This window comes from Sinomonas soli (genome assembly GCF_054782415.1).
In genome coordinates this window covers 372527-394315 of record NZ_BAAGSN010000003.1, presented here as the reverse complement: position 1 = coordinate 394315, position 21789 = coordinate 372527, and the positions used below count along the sequence as shown (strand labels likewise).

Here is a 21789-nt window from a genome sequence, read left to right as displayed (position 1 = left end):
AGCGCGCGTACCCGGAACGCGGGATCAGCGTCGAGATGCGTACCCGAGACTCAGCGGGCGAACCAGATGCCGATCTCGCGCTCGGCAGACTCCGGCGAGTCGGAGCCGTGGACGAGGTTCTGCTGGACCTTCAGGCCCCAGTCGCGGCCGAAGTCGCCGCGGATGGTGCCCGGGGCCGCGGCGGTCGGATCGGTCGCGCCGGCGAGCGAGCGGAAGCCCTCGATGACGCGCTCGCCCTCGAAGACCGCGGCGACGACGGGGCCGCTCGCCATGAACTCGAGCAGCGGCTCGTAGAAGGGCTTGCCCTCGTGCTCGGCATAGTGCTCGGCGAGCAGGTCGCGGCTCGGCGTGAGCTGCTCGAGGGCCACGAGACGGTAGCCCTTGGCCTCGACGCGGGCCAGGATGGTGCCGGCCAGGCCGCGGGAGACGCCGTCGGGCTTGACGAGGACAAGGGTGCGTTCGGTGGTCACAGGTGCTCCTGGAGGAAAGGGGGCTGGTTTCCCGCCCAGTCTACTGATCAGGCCCCGTCGCCGGCGGCGCCGGGCTCTGCCGGGCCCGCCGCGGGGTGGCTGCGCTCCCACTCGGCCTGCTCGCGGTCGCGCTGGACGTTCTCCCGGTCGAGCCGGGCCCCCGTGCGGATGGCGAAGAACCACGTCACGAGCAGGATGCCGCCTACGACGAACATCATTGGCTCGAAGAAGCCGAGGGCCACGAGGACGAGCTGCAGGATCCAGCCGAGGGCCATCCCCCATGGACGGGAGACCACGGCGCAGGAGAGGACGAACAAGGCGAGCAGGCCGAGCCCACCGCCGAGCACGGTCCCGGCGCCGAGGTCGTGCGCGCGCAGGCCGAACAGCACGAGCGTAGCGAAGAACACCACGAAGGCCTCGGTGAGCAGCAGGACCGAGGCGAACATGACCCGGACCGAGCGGCGCTTCCTGGGCATGCCCGGGCGCCATTCGCGCTGGGCCCTCGTGAGCCTGGCCATCATGAGGCGTCCTTCCCCAGCAGGGTGCGGGCCTCGCCCACGACCGTGATCGATCCGGTGATCAGCACGCCGCCGGCGAAGTCCTCGGTGGCATCGGCGCGCTCGACGGCGTACGCGATCGCATCGTCGAGCTTCTCCTCGACGTGGACGGCGTCCTCGTCGAAGCCGAGGTCGAGCGCCACCTCGGCCAGCTCCTCCGCAGGGATGGCGCGAGAGGATGCCGACTGCGTGAAGCAGTACTCGACGCGCTCGTCCGCGAACTCCTCCTCGAGGGTCCGCAGGATCTCCTCGGCGTCCTTCTCGCGCAGGACGCCCAGGACGATCACGAGGGTCGAGAAGTCGAACGCCTCCTTGAGGGCCTGGGCACTCACCCGGATCCCATCGGGGTTGTGGGCGGCGTCCACGATGATCGTCGGGGACGTCCGCACGGTCTCGAGCCTGCCGGGAGAGCTGACCTCCGCGAACCCTTCGCGCAGCACCTCCACCGACAGCTCGCGCTCGCCGCCGCCGAGGAACGCCTCGAGGGCCGCCACGGCCACGGCGGCGTTCTCCGCCTGGTGGGCGCCGTGCAGCGGCACCACGAGGTCCTCATAGCGCCCGGCGAGGCCCTGGACGGTCACAACCTGACCGCCGACGGCGAGGGAGCGGGACTCGACGCCGAACTCCACGCCCTCGAAGCGGTGCGGCACGCCCACCTCGCGGGCCTTCTCGAGGAGCACCTGCGCCGCCCCGCGGGGCTGCGCGGCGCTCACGAGGAAGCCGCCGCGCTTGATGATGCCGGCCTTCTCGCGCGCGATGTCCTCCACCGTGTCCCCGAGGAGGTCGGTGTGGTCGAGCGAGATGGGCGTGACGACGGAGACCGCGCCGTCGCCGACGTTGGTGGCATCGGTAATGCCGCCCAGGCCGACCTCAATGACCGCGACGTCCACGGGCTCGTCCGCGAACACGGCGAAGCCGAGGATCGTGACGCACTCGAAGTACGTCAGGCGCGGCTCGCCGGCCGCCACGAGCTCGGCGTCCACGATCGCCAGGTACGGGGTGATCTCGTTCCAGATCCGCACGAAGGTCGCATCCGGCACCGGGGCCCCGTCGAGGCTGATCCGTTCCGTGACGCGGGCCAGGTGCGGGCTCGTGTACCGCCCGGTCCGCAGCCCGTGGGCCCGCAGGCCGGCCTCGATCATGCGGGCCGTGGACGTCTTCCCGTTCGTGCCCGTGATGTGGATGATCGGGAAGGCCCGGTTGGGCTCGCCGAGCACGTCCATGGCGCGGTGAAGGGGCGCGAGGCGGGGCTCCATCTTGTTCTCCGGTGCCCGGGCGAGGAGCAGTGCGTAGACCTCCTCGACCGTGGTCGGCTCGGCCGCGGGCTGGGCGGCGCGCTCGCTCACTGGCCGGCCTCCCCGGCCGCCGCGCCCTGGCGCTCGGCCCGGTCGGAGTCGACGCGCTCGACGAGCGCGGACGGCTCGACGTCGGCCACGAGCAGCTCGAGCTCGACCGCGAGGGTCTCGCCCTTGAGCAGATCGGCGTGCTCGCGGGCCGCCGCGATGACGTGTGCCTTCGCGGTGACGCTCGCGCGGATGCGGTCGCCCACGGCGAGGTCGGCGTCCTTGCGCGCCTGCTGGATCACGCGCACGAGGTCGCGGGCCAGGCCCTCGGCCTCGAGCTCGGGGGTGAGGCCCGTGTCGAGGACCACGAACCCGCCGCCGGGGAGCATCGCGACGGCGGCGTGCTCGCCGGCCTTCGCCGGGTCGACGACGGTCTCGAGCGTGTACTCGTGCGGTTCGAGGACGATGCCGCCGGCGGTGACGGAGCCGTCGTCGGCCGACCAGTCCCCCGACTTCGAGCCCTTGATCGCGGTCTGGACGCCCTTGCCGAGGCGCGGCCCGGCGGCGCGGGCGTTGACCACGAGCCGCCGCTCGATGCCGAACTCCTCCTCGCTGGCGTCGGCGGCGTCGAGGAGCCGGACGGCCTTGAGGTTCAGCTCATCCGCGATCACCGCTTCCGAGCCGGCCAGGTGCGCCGCTGAGGGCACGACGACGGTCATCGCCGCGAGCGGCAGGCGCACCCGCAGCTTCGCGGCCTTGCGCAGGGACGAGCCTGCCGAGCACACGGCCTGGGTGCGGTCCATCTGCTCGACGAGCGCGGGATCGTCGGCGAACAGGGCGGGGTCCGGCCAGTCGGTGAGGTGGACCGAGCGGCCGCCGGTGAGGCCGCGCCAGATCTCCTCGGTGACGAGGGGCAGCAGCGGAGCGGCGACGCGGCACACGGCCTCGAGGGCGGTGTAGAGCGCGTCGAACGCGTCAGCGTCCTCGTCGAAGAACCGCTGGCGGGACCGGCGCACGTACCAGTTGGTGAGCATGTCCAGGTATTCGCGCAGCAGGTCGCACGCGGTGGAGATGTCGTAGGCGTCGAGCTGGGCCTGCACGCCGCGCACGAGGCGGCCGGTCTGGGCCATGAGGTACCGGTCCAGCGGGTCGGTGTAGCCGTCGTGGCGGACCGCCGCCTCGAAGCCGGGGCCCGCGGCGCCGTCGCGGGAGCCGCGGGCGGCGTTGGCGTAGAGCGTGAAGAAGCTGTACACGTTCCACAGCGGCAGGATGACCTGGCGCACGCCGTCCCGGATGCCCTGCTCGGTGACGATCAGGTTGCCGCCGCGCAGGATCGGGCTGGCCATGAGGAACCAGCGCATCGCGTCGGAGCCGTCGCGGTCGAGCACCTCGGAGACGTCCGGGTAGTTGCGCAGGCTCTTGGACATCTTCTGCCCGTCGGAGCCGAGCACGATCCCATGGCTGATGACGTTGCGGAACGCGGGGCGGTCGAACAGCGCCGTCGCGAGGATGTGCAGCGTGTAGAACCAGCCGCGGGTCTGGCCGATGTACTCGACGATGAAGTCGCCGGGGTTGTGCGTCTCGAACCATTCCTGGTTCTCGTAGGGGTAGTGCACCTGGGCGTAGGGCATCGAGCCCGAGTCGAACCAGACGTCCAGGACGTCCGGGACGCGGCGCATCGTGGACCGGCCCGTGGGGTCGTCGGGGTTGGGCCGGGTGAGCTCGTCGATGAAGGGCCGGTGCAGGTCCGGCTTGCCCTCGTGATTGAGCGGGAGCCGGCCGAAGTCGGCCTCGAGCTCGGCGAGCGAGCCGTAGACGTCGGTGCGCGGGTACTCGGGGTTGTCCGAGACCCAGACCGGGATGGGCGAGCCCCAGTAGCGGTTGCGGCTGATCGACCAGTCTCGCGCGTTCTCGAGCCACTTGCCGAACTGGCCGTGCTTGACGTTGCCCGGGATCCACGTGATCTGCTCGTTGAGCTCGAGCATGCGGTCCTTGATCTTGGTCACCTCGACGAACCAGCTCGAGACGGCGCGGTAGATCAGGGGGTTGCGGCAGCGCCAGCAGTGCGGGTAGCTGTGGACGTAGCTGGCCTGCTTGAGGAGGCGGCCCTGCTCGCGCAGGACCCGGGTGATGGGCTTGTTGGCCTCGAAGACCTGCAGGCCCACGATCTCCTTCAGCGGCGCGTCCTCGCGGGAGCCGAACAGCGGGAGGAACTTGGCGCCGTCGTCGACGGAGAGGATCACCGGGATGCCGGCCGCCTCGCAGACGCGCTGGTCGTCCTCGCCGTAGGCCGGGGCCTGGTGGACGATGCCGGTGCCGTCGGTCGTGGTGACGTAGTCGGCGACGAGGATGCGCCAGGCCTTGCCCGTGCCGTAGACCTCGGCGTCGGTGAAGTAGTCCCAGAGCGGCTCGTAGCGCAGTCCCTCGAGCTCGGTGCCCAGGTAGGTGCGCTCCACGGCCGCGGCCGCATCCTCGGGCTGGTCGTACCCGAGGTCCTTGGCGTAGGACGCGAGGAGGTCCTCGGCGAGCAGGAAGCGGGTGCCGGCGGCGAACAGCGAGACGCCGGTCGCCTTCACGCCGTGGGGACCGGCGGGCACGACGGCATAGCGCACCTCGGGCCCGACGGCGAGGGCCTCGTTGGTGGGCAGCGTCCACGGTGTGGTGGTCCAGGCGAGGGCCTGGACGCCCTCGAGCTGCCGGGAGATCTCGGAGTCGCCCGCGAGCAGCGGGAAGGTGACGGTGACGGTCTGGTCCTGGCGGTCCTTGTAGACGTCGTCGTCCATGCGGAGCTCGTGGTTGGACAGCGGCGTCTCGTCGTTCCAGCAGTACGGCAGGACGCGGTAGCCGCTGTACGTGAGCCCCTTCTCGTGGAGCGTCTTGAACGCCCAGATCACGGACTCCATGTACTCGACGTTGAGGGTCTTGTAGTCGTTCTCGAAGTCCACCCAGCGGGCCTGCCGCTTGACGTAGGCCTCCCACTCGTGGGTGTACTTCAGCACGGAGGCGCGGCAGGCGTCGTTGAACTTGTCGACGCCCATGGCGTCGATGTCCGACTTCTGGTTCATGCCGAGCTGCTTCATGGCCTCGAGCTCAGCGGGGAGGCCGTGGGTGTCCCAGCCGAACCGCCGCTCGACCCGCTTCCCGCGCAGCGTCTGGTACCGGGCCACGAGGTCCTTGGCGTAGCCGGTGAGCAGGTGGCCGTAGTGCGGAAGGCCGTTGGCGAAGGGCGGCCCGTCGTAGAAGACGAACTCGTTGGCGCCCTCGCGCCCGGCGTCCCGGCCGTCGACCGACGCCTGGAAGGTGCCGTCCTCGTCCCAGTACGCGAGGATGCGCTCCTCCAGCTCCGGGAAGCGCACGGAATGGTTCGTCGCCGCGTCCTGGGCGGCTGCTGCAGAGGCCTTGGGGTACACGCTCACTGGGATCCTGGCTCGCTTCGTGCTGCTGGATGCGAGGACGGCGTCCACCCGGATCTGCCGGACGGGGCCGCGGTACCACCTCACTTGCCTGCGCCGACCGGCGCGGGCCTCTCATTGACGGCTGTGACGGGCCTGCCCGTCCGGTTCTACTGGGCGTTCCCGCTGGCGCGGGCGGCGCTGTTCTTCCGGAAGCTCGCCGGTGATGGCCGGGTCGACGCTGGTGCTGCAAGTCTAAGCACTCGGGCTCGGGCCTGTCGAAAGCAGAAAATATCTCCAACGACTGGAATAAATGGCCGAGGCCGCGCACAATGGAGCCGTCACCAGCGCGCTCACCAAGGAGTCCAGGATGCGCACCACCCCAGCACTGCCGCTGCCGACCCTCGTCTCGGCGCCCGAGTGGGTCGCCGCGGCCGCCGCCGACGGGCTCCGGCTCGAGGTCGCGCACACCGGGCGCCGTCAGCACGTGCCGCGCTCCACCCGCTCGGCCGCCACCGCCATCCTGCGCACCGCCCTGGAGAACGCCGCACGGCACGCCGACGCGTCCCGGCCGGTTCGCCTCGAGGTCGCCTGGCAGCCCGAGGGCCTCCGGCTGCGGATGCTCAACGTGCCCGGGGAGACGGCCCTCGGCCAGATGCTCCGGCCGGGCCGCGGCATCGCCTCGATGGCATCGCACGCCCACCACGCGGGCGGGTGGCTGCGCGCCGGGCTGTGCGACCGGGGGTTCGAGGTCGTTGCCTTCCTGCCGTGCGCCGTCCCGGTCAGCGCGCAGTCCCGCGCCCATGTCCGGGGAGCGGCGCGCACGGTCCCAGCCCTCCTCGCGTGGGCCGCGGGCGCGTGAGCCGGCCCCGCCGGCCCTAGGCGCGCCTGCGGATGAGCTTGTGGGCAGCGGCCTGGGCGACCGGCCGGACCACGATCTCGTCGAGGTTGATGTGGTGCGGGACGGTCACCGCATAGCGGACGACGTCGGCCACGTCCTCCGCGGTGAGCGGCTCCTCGACGCCCTCGTAGACCTTCTCGGCCGCCTCGGCGTTGCCGCCGAGCCGGCGCAGGGAGAATTCCTCCGTCTTCACCAGCCCCGGGAGCACCTCGACGACCCGCACATTGTGCTCGGCCTCCTCAAGGCGCAGGGCCCGCGTCATGGCCCGCTCGGCGGCCTTCGCGGCGTTGTAGCCGCCCCCGCCCTCGTACGAGACCAGGGCGGCCACCGAGGTGAGGTTGAGCACCGTGCCGTGGCCGTTCGCGCGGAGCATCGGAAGGAAGGCCCGGGTGATCTTCATCGTGCCCAGGACGTTGGACCGCAGCATCCACTCCCAGTCCTCGGTCTTGGCCTCCGCGACCCAGTCCGTGCCCCGGGCACCACCGGCGATGTTCACCAGCGTGTCCGCCCCGCCTGCGTCGACGACGGCGGCGACGAGGCGCGCGACGTCGTCGTCCTCTGAGATGTCGGCCGGGACGGCGATCGCCCCGGTCTCGGCGGCGAGGCTCTCGAGCCGCTCTGCCCGCCGCGCCACGGCGAACACCCGCCAGCCGTCCGCGGCGAGGGCCCGCACGGTGGCCTCTCCGATCCCGGTGCTCGCTCCGGTCACGATCGCGGAGCGCTGGTCAGTCTGGGGCACAGTCGTCGTCATGCGCCCAACCTACCGCGCTCCCCCGCTCGGCCGTTCAGCGTGCCCCGAGCAGGTCCGCGAGGACCACCGCCTGGTTGTGCTCGGTGTCCCTGGCCGAGTACACGAGGTCCACGCTGCCGTGGTCCCGCACCGCCGCCTCGAGTTCGGCGAAGGCCTCGGCACCGTCGAGCTCCTGGCGGTACTTGCGCGCGAATTCCTCGAAGCGGGCCGGGTCATGGCCGAACCACGTGCGGAGCCCGTCGGAGGGCCCGACCTCCTTGAGCCAGAGGTCCACCGCGGCCCTGTCCTTGCTCAGCCCCCGGGGCCAGATCCGGTCCACGAGGATGCGGAAGGTCCCGTCGGGAGACGGCTCGTACACCCTGCGGATCCGCACGCTGCCCATGCCGCCATGCTAGGACCGCCCACGCCGCAGGGCCACGGTCGGCCACGTGCAGCAGAAAGCATGGAAGAATCGATGGCATGCCTGAAGCAGCCATCACGGGTACAGACACGCCCGACCGCACCCCGACGAATCCGACGAACGTCCCGGACAAGCCCGCCCTCGAGGGGCTCGAGGCCAAGCTCACCGAGCGCTGGCTCGCTGAGGGGACCTACCGGTTCGACCCCGACACGACCCGCGAGGCCGTCTACTCGATCGACACGCCCCCGCCCACGGCGTCCGGGTCCCTGCACGTCGGACACATGTTCTCCTTCACGCAGACCGACCTGCTCGCGCGCTACCAGCGCATGACGGGCAAGAACGTCTTCTACCCCATGGGCTGGGACGACAACGGCCTGCCGACCGAGCGGCGCGTCCAGAACTACTACGGCGTCCGCTGCGACCCGGCCATCCCGTACGACGCGGACTACCGGCCGCCGGCGCAGCCGGCCAAGAACCAGCGCGATTTCGACGTCGTCTCCCGGAAGAACTTCATCGAGCTCTGCGAGGAGCTCGCGGTCGAGGACGAGAAGGTCTTCGAGCACCTGTTCAAGACACTCGGGCTCTCGGTCGACTGGGGCCTGACGTACCGCACGATCGATGACACGTCCCGGGCCGTGTCCCAGCGCGCGTTCCTGCGGAACTTCGCCGCCGGCGACGCCTACCTCGCCGAGGCCCCGACGCTCTGGGACGTCACCTTCCGCACCGCGGTCGCCCAGGCTGAGCTCGAGGACCGCGAGGTTCCCGGCGCCTACTACCGGTACGCGTTCACCGCGCCCGACGGCGAGGCGGTGCACATCGAGACCACCCGGCCCGAGCTGCTGGCCGCCTGCGCCGCCCTCGTGGCCCACCCCGACGACGAGCGCTACCAGCACCTCTTCGGCACCAGCGTGGTCTCGCCGCTGTTCGGCGTGGAGGTCGAGGTCAGGGCCCACCCGCTCGCCAAGCCGGACAAGGGATCGGGCATCGCGATGGTCTGCACCTTCGGCGACCTGACCGACGTCACCTGGTGGCGCGAGCTGCAGCTGCCGACCCGCCCGATCATCGGCCGCGACGGCCGCCTCGCCGCCGAAACCCCGGAGTGGATCACGGACGAGGACGGCCGCGCCGCCTACGCCCGGATCGCGGGCAAGACCGCCTTCTCGGCCAAGGAGGCCGTCGTCGAGATGCTCGCCGAGCAGGGCCTGCTCGACGGGGAGCCGAAGAAGATCCTCCACCCGGTGAACTTCTACGAGAAGGGCGACAAGCCGCTCGAGGTCGTGACCTCGCGCCAGTGGTACATCCGCAACGGCGGGCGCGACGAGGAGCGCCGTGCGACGTTCGTGCAGCGCGGCCGCGAGCTCGAGTGGCACCCGGCCTTCATGCGGGCGCGCTACGAGAACTGGGTCGAGGGCCTCAACGGCGACTGGCTCGTCTCGCGCCAGCGCTTCTTCGGGGTCCCGATCCCGGTCTGGTACCGGCTCGACGCCGAGGGCAACCCCGACTACACGGCCCCGATCGTGCCGGACGAGGCATCGCTGCCCGTTGACCCGGTGGCCGAGCCCGCCCCCGGCTTCACCGAGGACCAGCGCGACGTCCCCGGCGGCTTCACGGGTGACCCAGACGTGCTCGACACGTGGGCCACCTCCTCGCTCACGCCGCAGATCGTGGGCCGATGGAGCCGGGACGAGGCCTTCTTCGCCAACGTCTTCCCCTTCGACGTGCGGCCGCAGGCCCACGAGATCATCCGCACCTGGCTCTTCTCGACCGTGGTGCGCGCCCAGGAGCTCCATGGCTCGCTGCCGTGGAAGCATGCCGCGATCTCGGGATGGGTCCTCGACCCCGACCGGAAGAAGATGTCCAAGTCGAAGGGCAACGTCGTCGTCCCGACCGACATCCTCGAGGAATACGGTGCGGATGCCGTGCGCTACTGGGCGGCCTCCGCCAAGCTGGGCGCGGACACGGCGTTCGAGGTCGCCCAGATGAAGATCGGCCGGCGCCTCGCGATCAAGGTCCTGAACGCCTCCAAGTTCGTCCTCGGCCTCGGCGCGACGGAGGCGGACGTCCTTACCGACGGTTCGGACCCCGTGCTCGTCAACCCGCTCGACCGTGCGCTCCTCGCCCAGCTCGCGGACGTTGTCGGGCAGGCCGGCGCCGCCTTCGCAGCGTACGACCCGGCCAAGGCGCTCCAGCTGACGGAATCGTTCTTCTGGCAGTTCACGGACGACTACGTCGAGCTCATCAAGGACCGTGCCTACGGCGCCCAGGGTGAGGAGCAGAAGGCGTCCGTTCTTGCCGCCCTCGCGACGACGCTCGACGCCGTGCTGCGCCTGTTCGCGCCGGTGCTGCCGTTCGCGACGGACGAGGTGTGGAGCTGGTGGCGCGCGGGCTCGGTCCACCGCGCCCCGTGGCCTGCCCCCGTCCCCGTCGCCGACGGCGACCGGGGGATGCTGCCCACGGTGGGCCTGGCGCTCTCGGGCATCCGCAAGGCCAAGTCCGAGGCGAAGGTCAAGCAGCGCACCGAGGTGCTCTCCGCCGTCGTCTCCGCCCCCGCCGAGCTGCTCCCGCAGCTCGAGGCCGGCCTCGGAGACCTCCGCGCCGCGGCGAACGCGCGCTCGATCGAGCTGCGGGACGGCTCGGGCGAGGTGAGCGTGAACGAGGTCCAGCTCGCGGACGCCTAGCCGGGCGCCCGCGGGCAAAGGGGAAGCCCCATCAGCGTTGTCGCGTTGGTGGGGCTTCGACTTTTCGGCTGCTCGGTGACGTTCTCGCAGTCTGGTGGACTCCTCGGCATCCAGGTCTTGCCGTCCCGTCACTGGCGGCCAGTCGATGGCTTTGCCTGAGGCTGCGCCGAATCGGCTGTCACTGGATCTTCGGTTTCCACGTCCTCATCGTCTCCGATGGGGTGCTTCCATTGTGGCCTCGGCCACACCCGCTTTCAAGGGTCTTCCCCTAACTACACCACGGTAGTTCCGCGGAGCGGGCCGCTGCGCTCAGCGCGCCGAGGGCTGCTCGGTGCGGGTGCGCTTGAGCTCGAAGAAGTGCGGGAAGGCCGCGAGCCCGACGGCTGCGTCCCAGAGGGCACCGGCTTCCTCACCCCGCGGCACGCGGGTGATGACCGGGCCGAAGAAGGCCGTGCCGTTGATGGCGACGACGGGGGTCCCGACGTCCTGCCCGACCTTCTCGATGCCCTCGCGGTGGCTGGCCCGCAGCTGGCGGTCGAACTCGTCGGAGTCGGCGTACTGGGCGAGCTCGGCCGGCAGGCCGACCTCCTCGAGCGCACGCCGGATGACCTCGCCGCGGTCGGTGACCTTCTCGTGGTGGATGAGGGTCCCCATGGAGTCGTAGAGCGGCTTGATGTGCTCTGAGCCGTGGAGCTCGGCGGCCGCGACGATCACGCGCACCGGGCCCCAGTTCTCATCCATGGCGCGCTGGTAGTCGTGCTCGAGCTCGCGGCCCTCGTTGAGCACGGACAGGCTCATCACGTGCCACCGGGTCTCGATGTCCCGGACCTTCTCCACCTCCTCGATCCAGCGGGAGGTCACCCAGGCGAAGGGGCAGGCGGGGTCGAACCAGAAGTCGGCGCGCTGCGCGGACGAAGCAGGGGTGGACATGGCAGCTCCTTGGAGTGGTCAGGCCGCGCCGACATCAGGCTGACTTGTTGCGGCGCTTGGCGACGACGCTGTGCGGGATGAGGCCCGGCTCCTCGGATCCGGCGACGACCCCGCGGCTGATGACCACGCCGGCGATGTCGTCACGGCTCGGGAGGTCGAACATCACCGGGAGCAGCACCTCTTCCATGATGGCGCGCAGTCCGCGGGCACCGGTGCCGCGCTCGAGGGCGAGGTCTGCGATGGCCTCGAGGGCCCCCTCTTCGAAGTGGAGGTCGACGCCGTCGAGCTGGAACATCTTCTCGTACTGCTTCACGAGCGCGTTCTTCGGGACCGTGAGGATCTGCATGAGCGCCGGCCGGTCGAGGTTCTCGACCGTGGTGATCACGGGGAGGCGGCCGATGAACTCCGGGATGAGGCCGAACTTGAGCAGGTCCTCCGGCATGACGTCGGCGTAGGAGCTCTCCTTGCTCGTCAGCGCGCTGAGCGGGGCGCCGAAGCCGATGCCCTTCTTGCCGGCACGCTGCCCGATGATCTCCTCGAGGCCGGCGAAGGCCCCCGCGACGATGAACAGGACGTTCGTGGTGTCGATCTGGATGAATTCCTGATGCGGGTGCTTGCGGCCGCCCTGCGGCGGCACCGACGCTACCGTGCCCTCAAGGATCTTCAGCAGGGCCTGCTGCACGCCTTCCCCGGACACGTCGCGCGTGATCGACGGATTCTCGCTCTTGCGGGAGATCTTGTCGATTTCGTCGATGTAGATGATGCCCTGCTCGGCCTTCTTGACGTCGTAGTCCGCCGCCTGGATGAGCTTGAGCAGGATGTTCTCGACGTCCTCGCCGACGTAGCCGGCCTCGGTCAGGGCCGTGGCGTCCGCGACCGCGAACGGCACGTTGAGCCGGCGCGCCAGGGTCTGGGCCAGATAGGTCTTGCCGCAGCCCGTGGGCCCGATGAGGAGGATGTTGGACTTGGCGATCTCGACGTCGTCGTGCGCGTCGGCGAGCGATCCGCCCTTGCTGGCGTGCCCCGACTGGATGCGCTTGTAGTGGTTGTAGACCGCCACCGCGAGGGCCCGCTTGGCCGGCTCCTGGCCGATGACGTATTCCTGGAGGAAGTCGAAGATCTCGCGCGGCTTGGGGAGCTCGAACGAGCCGAGGTCTGAGACTTCGGCGAGCTCCTCCTCGATGATCTCGTTGCACAGCTCGATGCACTCGTCGCAGATGTAGACGCCGGGGCCCGCAATGAGCTTCCGGACCTGCTTCTGGCTCTTGCCGCAGAAGGAGCACTTCAGCAGGTCTGCGCTCTCACCAATGCGCGCCATTCGTCGATTCCCTTCCTGAAGAAGTCTGACCATCCCACTGTAGGCCACCGCGCCGACAGCCGTCGTAGGACACGGCACCCGAAGCCACGCCCGGTCCGGCGCCGGTGCCCGCGTTCCGGGCACCGGCGCCGGGCCGACGGCGCGGCCGGCGTCAGCGGGTGATGGCGCTCGGGCGGATCTTGCGGGATTCGAGGACCTCGTCCACGAGCCCGTAGTCCTTGGCCTCGCTCGCGGTGAGGAAGAGGTCGCGCTCGATGTCCCGGCTGATGTCATCCGGGGTCTTGTTCGTGTGCTTGGCCCACGTGTGCTCGAGCCACTCCCGCATGCGCAGCACCTCGCGCGCCTGGATCTCGAGGTCGGTCGCCTGGCCGCCGGAGCCGCCGGCGAGCGAGGGCTGGTGGATCATGACCGTGGAGTTGGGCAGTGCGAGCCGCTTGCCCGGCGTCCCTGCTGCGAGGATCACCGCGGCGGCCGAGGCCGCCATGCCGAGGCAGACCGTCTGGATCTCCGGACGGATGAACTGCATCGTGTCGTAGATCGCGGTCATGGCCGTGAACGATCCGCCCGGTGAGTTGATGTACATCGTGATGTCGCGGTCCGGGTCGTTGGCCTCGAGGACGAGCAGCTGCGCCATGACATCGTCCGCCGAGGCGTCGTCGACCTGGACGCCCATGAAGATGATGCGGTCCTCGAAGAGCTTGGTGTACGGGTCCTGGCGCTTGAAGCCGTACGGGGTGCGCTCCTCGAACTGCGGGAGCACGTAGCGGCTCGTGGGGAGGTTCGCGGGGTTGACGCCCATGTTGTAGTTCATCGTGTTGCTCCTAGTCCTTCCGGGCGTCCTACTTGTCGGTCCCGCCGCCGCCGGACACGTGGCCCGCGCGCTCGGCGATCTTGTCGAAGAAGCCGTACTCGAGGGCCTCCTGGGCGGTGAACCACTTGTCGCGGTCGTTGTCCTTGAGGATCCGCTCGACGGGCTGCCCGGTCTGCTCGGCGGTGAGCTCGGCCATGACCTGCTTCATGTGCAGGATCAGCTCTGCCTGGATCTTGATGTCCGACGCCGTGCCCCCGATGCCGCCCGACGGCTGGTGCATCAGGATGCGGGCGTGCGGGGTCGCGTAGCGCTTGCCCTTCGTGCCGGACGAGAGCAGGAACTGCCCCATGGAGGCGGCAAGGCCCGTCGCCACCGTCACGACGTCGTTCGAGATGTACTGCATCGTGTCGTAGATGGCCATGCCGGCCGTGACGGACCCGCCGGGCGAGTTGATGTAGAGGTAGATGTCCTTCTCGGGATCCTCGGCCGAGAGAAGGAGCAGCTGCGAGCAGATCGCGTTCGCGTTGTCGTCGCGCACCTCCGATCCGAGCCAGATGATCCGCTCCTTGAGGAGCCGCTGGTAGATGTAGTCCTGGCCGCCGGACCCCTGGACCGGCTCAGCCATGCTCGGCGACTTCTCCTGCTGCATGGTGCGATACCTCTCGATCTGATGCACTGGGCATGGTTCGTTCTACAGGGACATTAGCCGTTTTCAGGGGCGCATTGTTCCGGCCCTGCGCGCTGTTCGCTCCCAGCGCATGCGCCTCAGGGCGGGGACGACGGAGGCCGCCGCCCCCGCCCCTTCAGGGACGGCGGACGGCGGCCTCGCGTGTGCCGCTCGGCCCGGGCGGGAGACGCCGGGCCGGGAGGGGCGTCAGAACGTGGCGGCGGCGGGATCGTCGCTCGGCGTCGCCTCGGTCGCCTCGGAGGCCTCCGGAGCCTCCTCCTCGTCGAGCGGACGGACGAACTCGCTGAGGTCGATCGCGTTGCCCTCGGAGTCGGTCACCTCAGCCTTGCCGAGCACGGCGGCGAGCGCCTTGCGGCGGCGGACCTCGCCGACCATCATCGGGACCTGGCCGGACTGGTCCATGATCTGGGCGAACTGGTTCGGGTCCATGCCGTACTGGCTGGCCGTGGTGACGAGGTACTCGATGAGCTCGCCCTGCGAGACGCCGATCTCCTCCTTGTCGGCGATCGCGTCGAGGATGACCTCATTCTTGAAGGCGCGCTCCGTGTTGGCCTTGACCTCGGCGCGGTGCTCGTCGGTGTCGTGGTCCTCGTCCGCCGCGTGGCCCCCGTTGGCCGGGTTGAAGTGGGCCTCGACCTGCTCGGCCACGACGCTCTCGGGAACCGGGACCTCGACCAGCTCGACCAGCTTGTCGAGGACCTTGTCGCGGGCCTCGACGCCCTGGGCGACGACCTTCGACTGGGCGGCCTGCTTGACGAGGTCGGCGCGGAGCTCCTCGATCGTGTCGAACTCGGAGGCGAGCTGGGCGAAGTCGTCGTCGGCCTCGGGGAGCTCGCGCTCCTTCACCGCCGTGACCTTGACGGTCACGGAGGCGGTCTCGCCCGCGTGCTCACCACCGGCGAGCTTGGTCTCGAAGACGGCCTCTTCGCCCTCGGACAGGCCGGTCACGGCCTCGTCCAGGCCCTCGAGCATGGTCCCGGAGCCGACCTGGTAGGACAGGCCCGCAGCGGAGTCGACCTGCTCGCCGTCGACCGTCGCGGAGATGTCGATCGTCAGGAAGTCATCGCCCTGCGCGGGGCGGTCCACCGGCTTGAGGGTGCCGAAGCGCCCGCGGAGCTCGTCGAGGGCGGTCTGGACGTCGTCGTCGCTCGTCTCGGCGGCTGCGACGTCGACCTTGAGGCCCTCGTAGTCGGGGAGCTCGATCTCGGGGCGCACGTCGACCTCGACGGCGAACTTGAGCTCGCCCTCGGTGGCGGCGGGGTCCGGAACCTCGGTGATCTCGACCTCAGGGCGGGAGAGCGGGCGGATGCCCGTCTCGGCCACGGCCTGCTGGTACCAGTCGTTGAGGCCCTCGTTGATGGCGGTCTCGAGCACGTAGCCGCGGCCGACGCGCTGGTCGACGAGGCGGGCCGGGACCTTGCCCTTGCGGAAGCCCGGCACCTGGATCTGCTCGGCGACGGACTTGTAGGCGGCATCGATGTTGGGCTTCAGCTCGTCGAGGGTCACCTCGACGTTGAGCTTGACCCGCGTGGGGCTGAGGTTCTCGGCAGCGCTCTTCACAGCGTGGCTCTCCTGGATGGTCGGATCATGGGTGCCGCCCTGGGCGTGATGCCTCAGGACGCGACTGTCGGGGTGACAGGATTTGAACCTGCGACTTCCTGCTCCCAAAGCAGGCGCTCTAGCCAAGCTGAGCTACACCCCGGTCTAGTGCACAGACCACGATACAGGCCTGCGACAAACCAATGCACATCAGCCCCGGGGCACGGAAACGGGCCCCTCCGTGACAGGAAGGGCCCGGTACAGGCGAGGGGGCGACGGGAATCGAACCCGCGTATCCAGTTTGGAAGACTGGCGCTCTACCATTGAGCTACGCCCCCGGGGCCCTCCAACTAAAGCGAACCGGGCCCGCGGGTGTCAAATTGCGCCGCGGGTCCCGTCCGGGGCCTGGCAGGCGGTGCACCAGTAGAGCTTGCGCCCGGCCTCCGCGGCCATGGTCACCGCGGTGCCGCACACGCGGCACGGCATCCCGTGCCGCCGGTAGACGTAGTGGGCGTCCTCCGGGCCGGGAAGCGACCCGGGCCCCCCGGTCCAGAACGGGGGGCCGGTGGTGACGATCCTGCCGTCGCGGACGCCCTCGGCCATCGCCGCCGCGGCATCCTCCCACAGGGAGAGCGCACGCTCCGTGCCGAGGGCCGTGCCGGGCGTGAACGGGTCGAGCCGCGCGCGGAAGAGCAGCTCGGCGCGGTAGACGTTCCCAATGCCGGCGACGACCTCCTGATCCATGAGCAGCCGGGCCACGGGAGTGCGGCGCCGCGTGAGGCGCCGGGCGAATTCCGTTGCGTCCGCACCGTCTGACACCTGCCGCTCCCCCGCCGCGGCACGGGCGAGCGGGTCGGGACCGAGGCGGGCGCGGACCGCGGCGGCCTCGTCGGCGGTCTCGACTACGCAGGCGCTCGCACCGCGCAGGTCCGCCCAGCCGTTCTCGGACACGAGGCGCGCCCTGACCGCGCCGCGCGGAGGGGGAGGCGCGGCACTCGGCTGCCGTGCGCCGTCGTCCGCCAGCTCGCGCTCCCCCATCCGCCGGGGCGCGCCGATGCTCGAGGCGCCCCGGAACGTCGCGTCGCCGCCGAACTCCCAGGCCCCGTAGAGGCCCAGGTGCACGCGCAGCACGAGTCCGCCTCCGAACCGGAGGAAGAGCTGCTTGCCGTGGGCCGAGGCGGCCTCCAGGACGCGCCCGTCCAGGAGCGCGGCCCCCTGGGCGAAGCGGCCCTGCGGGCTCGAGACAGCGAGCCGCCGGCCGACGAAGACGTCGCCGAACTGGCGGGCAAGACGGTGGATGGAGTGTCCCTCGGGCACGGTCGCCGGCGCCTGCGGGCTACTCGACGATCTCGCCGGAGGCCTCGTACGCGGCGATCTTGCCGATCCGGCGGACGTGGCGCTCGTCGTGGCTGAACGGCTCGGCGAGGAACGCCTCGATGAGGGTCGTCGCCTCGTCGACGCTGTGCTGGCGGCCGCCGACGGCGACGACGTTGGCGTCGTTGTGCTCACGGGCGAGGCGGGCGGTGTCGAGGTTCCAGGCCAGGGCCGCGCGGATCCCCCTGACCTTGTTGGCCGCGATCTGCTCGCCGTTGCCCGAGCCGCCCAGGACGATGCCCAGCGCCGGCGTCCCGGCCTCCTGGTCGGCGACGACGGCGAGCGCGGCCTTGATGCAGAAGGCGGGATAGTCGTCGAGCGGGTCGTACTCGGCGGGTCCGTGGTCCACGACCTCGAAGCCCCGGCCCCGCAGATGGGACACCAGGTGGGCGGAAAGCTCCATGCCGGCATGGTCGGTGGCAATGTGGACGCGCGGCTTCGGCACGGGGTTCCTCTCCTCGGATTCTCTCGCCCCGCCGCCGGCGCGTAGGCCGTTCCCCGGTGCCTTCCGGGACCTCGCGGGGGGGCGAGGTCAAGACTACGCGCCCGAGGCAGTCCGCAGCACGTCCACGACGCGGCGGGCGGTGTCGCCGTCGCGCCCGGAGAACGTGGCCCGGCGGCCGTCGTCGAGGACCACCGTGACGGCTTCCCCGCTCGCCACGAGGACGGACAGGGTCTGGCCCCGGCGGCGGTACCCCCATCCCCCGAAGTCCCGGGCGCGGACCGTCTCGAACCCGGCCCGCAGCACCCGCTCCGGATCGAACCTGAGGACCGGGACGACCCCGGCGAGGAAGACCCCCACGGACTCCGGGCTCACCCGCACGCGGGCAACGAGCGAGGCGGCCGTGAGAAGCGCCGCCGCGGTGAGGACCAGCGAGATCCACCACGAGAGGACGAGCAGCAGGAGGGAGACCGAGACGCCGATAATGCTGAGCATGACGAACACCGAGGACCGGGCGTGCGCCCAATAGGTGAAGGTCGAGGCGGCACGCTCCGGCTCGAGCTCGTCGAGCAGCGCGGCCTCGTCCTTCGGGCTCCACTGCTCCTCGGGCTTGAAGGACAGCAGCATCACGACCGTGAATGCGACGGTGGCCCCGGACCCCATCGCGAGCACGATCGGATCCGGATGCGAGTCCCGGGCCGGGACGCCGTCCTGGCCGATGAGCCCGGCGGCGAGGACCGTGGTGAGGAACATCGACATCCCGACGCCGCCGGCCATGAAGATCCGGCGGGAGATGGGCGGGCGGGTCAGGAGCGCGGCCTGCAGGCAGAGGAGGGCTCCGACGACAGCGACCAGCACTGCGCCTCCGAGGAGGTAGGCGGTGAAGGGGATGAAAGCCCGGCCCCCGCCCGCGTCCCACTGCCATGCCACCGGGTCGGGGACCCGTCCGTGGAAGGAGAGCGAGGCCAGCCCGAAGCCCAGTGCGAGGAGCACGGGGTAGCCGATCGCGAAGCGGAGCGCCTTCCGGTCCCACCTCGCCTCCGCAGATCCCGCCATGCTCCAACGCTACTGCACCCGCACTGCCGCTCGGGGGGCGCCCCAGGAAGGCGCTGGCATGCTGCGGCGCACCATGAAACAATGCCTTCAAAAGTGACCCGCACCACGCGGGCCATCGTGGCGCACATGCTTGGAGGGCACATGCCAGGGACGAATCTCACCCGCTCGGAAGCCGTCGAGAGGGCTGAGTGCATCCGGCACGTCGAGGACTACCACGTCGAGCTCGACCTCACCCGCGGGGAGAGGGTCTTCAGCTCCCGGACCACGGTGCGCTTCAGCGCCGCTGAGGGCGCCTCGTCGTTCATCGACGCCATCACCGACACGGTCCGCTCGGTGACGCTCAACGGCGTCGAGCTGGACGTCGAGGAGGCCAGCGACGGCGTCCGCATCCAGCTGCCGTCCCTCGCCGCCGAGAACGTCCTCGTGGTCGACGCCGACGCCCCCTACATGAACACCGGCGAGGGCCTGCACCGCTTCGTCGATCCCGTGGACGGGGAGGCCTACCTGTACACCCAGTTCGAGGTCCCCGACTCGCGCCGCATGTTCGCCGTCTTCGAGCAGCCCGACCTCAAGGCCTCCTTCCGCTTCACGGTCACGGCTCCGTCGCACTGGGAGGTCGTCTCCAATTCGCCCACCCCGGAGCCGGTGCGCGTGCCCGTCCAGGACGCCCGCTCGGTGTGGGACTTCGCCCCGACCCCGCGGATCTCCAGCTACATCACGGCGCTCATCGCCGGCCCGTACCAGAAGGTCGCGGACGAGCTCGTGAACTCCGAGGGCCGGACCATCCCGCTCGGGATCTTCGCGCGGAAGTCGCTCATGCAGTACCTCGACGCGGAGAACATCTTCGCCCTGACCAAGGAGGGCTTCGCGTTCTACGAGCGCGAGTTCGGGTGCGAGTACCCGTTCGAGAAGTACGACCAGCTCTTCGTCCCGGAGTTCAACGCGGGGGCGATGGAGAACGCCGGCGCGGTGACGATCCTCGAGAGCTACGTGTTCCGCTCGAAGCCCACCCAGGCCACCGTCGAGCGGCGCGCCATCACGGTGCTGCACGAGCTCGCGCACATGTGGTTCGGCGACCTCGTGACGATGCGCTGGTGGGATGACCTCTGGCTCAACGAGTCCTTCGCCGAGTTCATGTCGCACCTCGCCGCCGCCGAGGGCACCGCCTTCCGCCACGCGTGGACCACCTTCGCCTCGGTCGAGAAGTCCTGGGCATACCGCCAGGACCAGCTCCCCACGACCCACCCGATCTTCGCGGACATCAGCGACCTGGCGGACGTCGAGGTCAACTTCGACGGCATCACCTACGCGAAGGGCGCCTCGGTGCTCAAGCAGCTCGTGGCCTGGGTGGGGCAGGAGCACTTCATGGAGGGCGTGCGCCGGTACTTCGCCAAGCATGCCTGGGGCAACACCGTGCTCGCCGACCTCATGGCCGAGCTCGAGGCGGCCAGCGGCCGCGACCTGGCCGCCTGGGGCCGGGCGTGGCTCGAGACCGCAGGAGTCAACACCCTCTCCCCCGAGATCGAGACGGACGACGACGGCCGCATCCTCCGCTTCGCCGTCCGCCAGAGTGCCGTCCCCGACTACCCGCGGATCCGCCCCCACCGCCTCGCGATCGGGTTCTACGACCGCGACGGCGCAGGCGCGCTGGTGCGCACGCACCGCGCCGAGCTGGACGTGGACGGGGAGCTCACCGAGGTCCCTGAGCTCGTGGGGCGGGCCCGTCCGGCCCTCGTGCTGCTGAACGACGACGACCTCGCGTACGCGAAGGTGCGCCTCGACCCAGCCTCGCTGTCCACGGCGACCTCGTGCCTGAAGGACATCGCGGAGAGCCTGCCCAGGGCCCTCGTCTGGGGCTCCGCCTGGGACGCGGCCCGGGACGGCGAGACCCCCGCCCGTTCCTATGTCGACCTCGTCCTGGGCAACATCGGCTCCGAGGCAGACGCCTCCGTCGTGCAGACGCTCCTCCGCCAGCTCGCCACCACCCTCGACTACTACGTCGACGCAGCCGCCCAGCCGGACGCCAGGCGCACCGCCGCAGAGCGGCTGTGGGCCCTGGTCCACGATGCGGCGCCGGGGTCGGACTCGCAGCTGCAGTTCGTGAAGGCGTTCGCGGCCCTCGCCTCCTCCGGGGAGCATCTGGACGCTGTGGCCGGCCTCCTCGACGGGTCGGCGGCGGTGCCCGGGCTCGAGATCGACCAGGACCTCCGCTGGGAGCTCGTGGCCTCGCTCGCGTGCGGCGGCCGCATCGACAGGGCCCGGATCGAGGACGAGCTCACGCGGGACACGACCGCCACGGGCCAGTGCGCTGCGGCGCTCGCCACGGCCGCGCTGCCCACGCCGGAGGCCAAGGCCGAGGCGTGGGAGTCGATCGTCGGGGAGGGGACCCTCTCCAACGCCATCCAGCAGGCTGCCATCAACGGCTTCGCCCGCGCCCACGACACGGCACTGCTCGCCCCGTTCGCCGAGAAGTACTTCGAGGCGGTGCCCCGCATCGTCGCCGAGCGCACCCACGCCCTGGCCCAGCAGGTCGTGGTCGGGCTCTACCCCGCCCGCCAGACCACCCAGGAAATGCTGGAGCGCACCGATCGGTTCCTCGCGTCCCTCGGGGCGGACCAGGCCGCCCTGCGCCGCATGACCCTCGAGAACCGCGACGGGGTGGCGCGGGCGCTGCGCGCCCAGGCCGCCGACCGGTAGCCTGCCTCCCATGGCGATCGGAGAGCACCACTACAGCGTGTCCGTGACGTGGACGGGCAACCGGGGCACCGGCACGTCCGGCGTGCGCGACTTCGGGCGGGAGCACGACGTCGCGCTGCCGGGCCTGCCCGTCCTGCCGGGCACCGCCGACCCGGCGTTCCGCGGCACGGCCGACCGGTACAACCCGGAGCAGCTGCTGCTGGCCGCGCTGGCCCAGTGCCACATGCTCAGCTACCTGTTCGAGGCCGCGCGGGCCGGCGTGGTCGTGACGGGCTACTCCGACGCCGCGACGGGCACGCTGAAGGTCCACGGCGCGTCCGGGGAGTTCACCGAGGTGACGCTGCGCCCGCGCGTCGAGCTGGCCGACGAGTCGCAGCGCGCGCTCGCGGACAGGCTGCATGACGACGCGCACGCGACGTGCTTCATTGCGCGCTCGGTGAACTTCCCGGTCAGGCACGAGCGGGTAGCACCCTGACGCCCGCGGGTCGTTAAGGTGGAAGGG

The 21789-nt window shown here is 70.6% G+C and carries 18 protein-coding genes and 2 tRNA genes; 4 read left to right on the top strand and 16 right to left on the bottom strand.

The genetic code is table 11. The annotated features are described in order from the left end of the window. Positions 1–50 precede the first annotated feature (50 nt). Genes ndk through ileS form a run of 4 tightly spaced genes read right to left on the bottom strand, consistent with a single transcriptional unit; the run spans position 51 to position 5726 of the window. Entirely contained in the window at positions 51–470 is a 420-nt protein-coding gene (gene ndk / locus ACYVKZ_RS03025) for a nucleoside-diphosphate kinase (protein ID WP_460990509.1), read from the bottom strand. Positions 471–517: 47 nt separating this feature from the next. Beyond that, entirely contained in the window at positions 518–988 is a 471-nt protein-coding gene (locus tag ACYVKZ_RS03020; RefSeq protein ID WP_460990591.1) for a DUF4233 domain-containing protein, read from the bottom strand. Beyond that, on the bottom strand, positions 988–2373 hold the full coding sequence (locus ACYVKZ_RS03015) for a bifunctional folylpolyglutamate synthase/dihydrofolate synthase (protein WP_460990508.1): 1386 nt from the start codon (positions 2371–2373) through the stop codon (positions 988–990). The genes ACYVKZ_RS03020 and ACYVKZ_RS03015 overlap by 1 nt, the downstream gene beginning before the upstream one ends. Continuing rightward, positions 2370–5726 (bottom strand): isoleucine--tRNA ligase, encoded by a 3357-nt coding sequence (gene ileS, locus ACYVKZ_RS03010; protein ID WP_460990507.1) that lies wholly within the window; start codon positions 5724–5726, stop codon positions 2370–2372. The genes ACYVKZ_RS03015 and ileS overlap by 4 nt, the downstream gene beginning before the upstream one ends. Positions 5727–6072: 346 nt before the next feature. Here ileS and ACYVKZ_RS03005 point away from each other — a divergent pair, with 346 nt between their 5' ends. Next, positions 6073–6564: a sensor histidine kinase gene (locus ACYVKZ_RS03005; protein WP_460990506.1), complete on the top strand. Its 492-nt coding sequence runs from the start codon at positions 6073–6075 to the stop codon at positions 6562–6564. Between the two features lie 16 nt (positions 6565–6580). On the opposite strand, the gene ACYVKZ_RS03000 is transcribed toward ACYVKZ_RS03005, so the two are convergent. Both ACYVKZ_RS03000 and ACYVKZ_RS02995 read right to left on the bottom strand, forming a co-directional pair. Next, positions 6581–7354 (bottom strand): SDR family oxidoreductase, encoded by a 774-nt coding sequence (locus ACYVKZ_RS03000; RefSeq protein WP_460990505.1) that lies wholly within the window; start codon positions 7352–7354, stop codon positions 6581–6583. Positions 7355–7388: 34 nt separating this feature from the next. After that, on the bottom strand, positions 7389–7736 hold the full coding sequence (locus ACYVKZ_RS02995) for a DUF488 domain-containing protein (RefSeq protein ID WP_460990504.1): 348 nt from the start codon (positions 7734–7736) through the stop codon (positions 7389–7391). A 77-nt stretch (positions 7737–7813) separates the two neighbouring features. Here ACYVKZ_RS02995 and valS point away from each other — a divergent pair, with 77 nt between their 5' ends. Beyond that, positions 7814–10432, top strand: coding sequence for a valine--tRNA ligase (gene valS, locus ACYVKZ_RS02990; RefSeq protein WP_460990503.1), 2619 nt, complete (start codon positions 7814–7816; stop codon positions 10430–10432). Positions 10433–10741: 309 nt separating this feature from the next. On the opposite strand, the gene ACYVKZ_RS02985 is transcribed toward valS, so the two are convergent. The 10 genes from ACYVKZ_RS02985 to ACYVKZ_RS02940 form a co-directional block, all read right to left on the bottom strand. Further along, the gene (locus ACYVKZ_RS02985) at positions 10742–11362 is read right to left on the bottom strand and encodes a mycothiol-dependent nitroreductase Rv2466c family protein (RefSeq protein WP_460990502.1); all 621 of its coding nucleotides are present in this window, start codon (positions 11360–11362) and stop codon (positions 10742–10744) included. 34 nt (positions 11363–11396) lie between these two features. After that, the gene (gene clpX, locus ACYVKZ_RS02980) at positions 11397–12680 is read right to left on the bottom strand and encodes an ATP-dependent Clp protease ATP-binding subunit ClpX (protein WP_307008303.1); all 1284 of its coding nucleotides are present in this window, start codon (positions 12678–12680) and stop codon (positions 11397–11399) included. A 151-nt stretch (positions 12681–12831) separates the two neighbouring features. Then, positions 12832–13491 (bottom strand): ATP-dependent Clp protease proteolytic subunit, encoded by a 660-nt coding sequence (locus ACYVKZ_RS02975; RefSeq protein WP_460990501.1) that lies wholly within the window; start codon positions 13489–13491, stop codon positions 12832–12834. Between the two features lie 28 nt (positions 13492–13519). Continuing rightward, entirely contained in the window at positions 13520–14140 is a 621-nt protein-coding gene (locus ACYVKZ_RS02970; protein WP_307008299.1) for a ClpP family protease, read from the bottom strand. A 225-nt stretch (positions 14141–14365) separates the two neighbouring features. Then, the gene (tig, locus tag ACYVKZ_RS02965; RefSeq protein WP_460990500.1) at positions 14366–15739 is read right to left on the bottom strand and encodes a trigger factor; all 1374 of its coding nucleotides are present in this window, start codon (positions 15737–15739) and stop codon (positions 14366–14368) included. A 67-nt stretch (positions 15740–15806) separates the two neighbouring features. After that, positions 15807–15881 (bottom strand) — tRNA-Pro (locus ACYVKZ_RS02960). 104 nt (positions 15882–15985) lie between these two features. Further along, positions 15986–16056: transfer RNA gene (locus ACYVKZ_RS02955), tRNA-Gly, on the bottom strand. A gap of 37 nt (positions 16057–16093) precedes the next feature. Next, positions 16094–17035, bottom strand: a complete 942-nt coding sequence (locus ACYVKZ_RS02950; protein ID WP_460990499.1) for an Fpg/Nei family DNA glycosylase — start codon at positions 17033–17035, stop codon at positions 16094–16096. Positions 17036–17054: 19 nt separating this feature from the next. Then, on the bottom strand, positions 17055–17537 hold the full coding sequence (locus ACYVKZ_RS02945; RefSeq protein ID WP_307008292.1) for a ribose-5-phosphate isomerase: 483 nt from the start codon (positions 17535–17537) through the stop codon (positions 17055–17057). Positions 17538–17630: 93 nt separating this feature from the next. Next, positions 17631–18590 (bottom strand): putative NADH:ubiquinone reductase complex subunit, encoded by a 960-nt coding sequence (locus tag ACYVKZ_RS02940; RefSeq protein ID WP_460990498.1) that lies wholly within the window; start codon positions 18588–18590, stop codon positions 17631–17633. A 141-nt stretch (positions 18591–18731) separates the two neighbouring features. On the opposite strand from ACYVKZ_RS02940, the gene pepN reads away from it, so the two are divergent. Next, positions 18732–21287, top strand: a complete 2556-nt coding sequence (gene pepN, locus ACYVKZ_RS02935) for an aminopeptidase N (RefSeq protein ID WP_460990497.1) — start codon at positions 18732–18734, stop codon at positions 21285–21287. 10 nt (positions 21288–21297) lie between these two features. Then, positions 21298–21762, top strand: coding sequence for an OsmC family protein (locus ACYVKZ_RS02930; protein WP_460990496.1), 465 nt, complete (start codon positions 21298–21300; stop codon positions 21760–21762). The last annotated feature ends 27 nt before the right edge of the window (positions 21763–21789 follow it).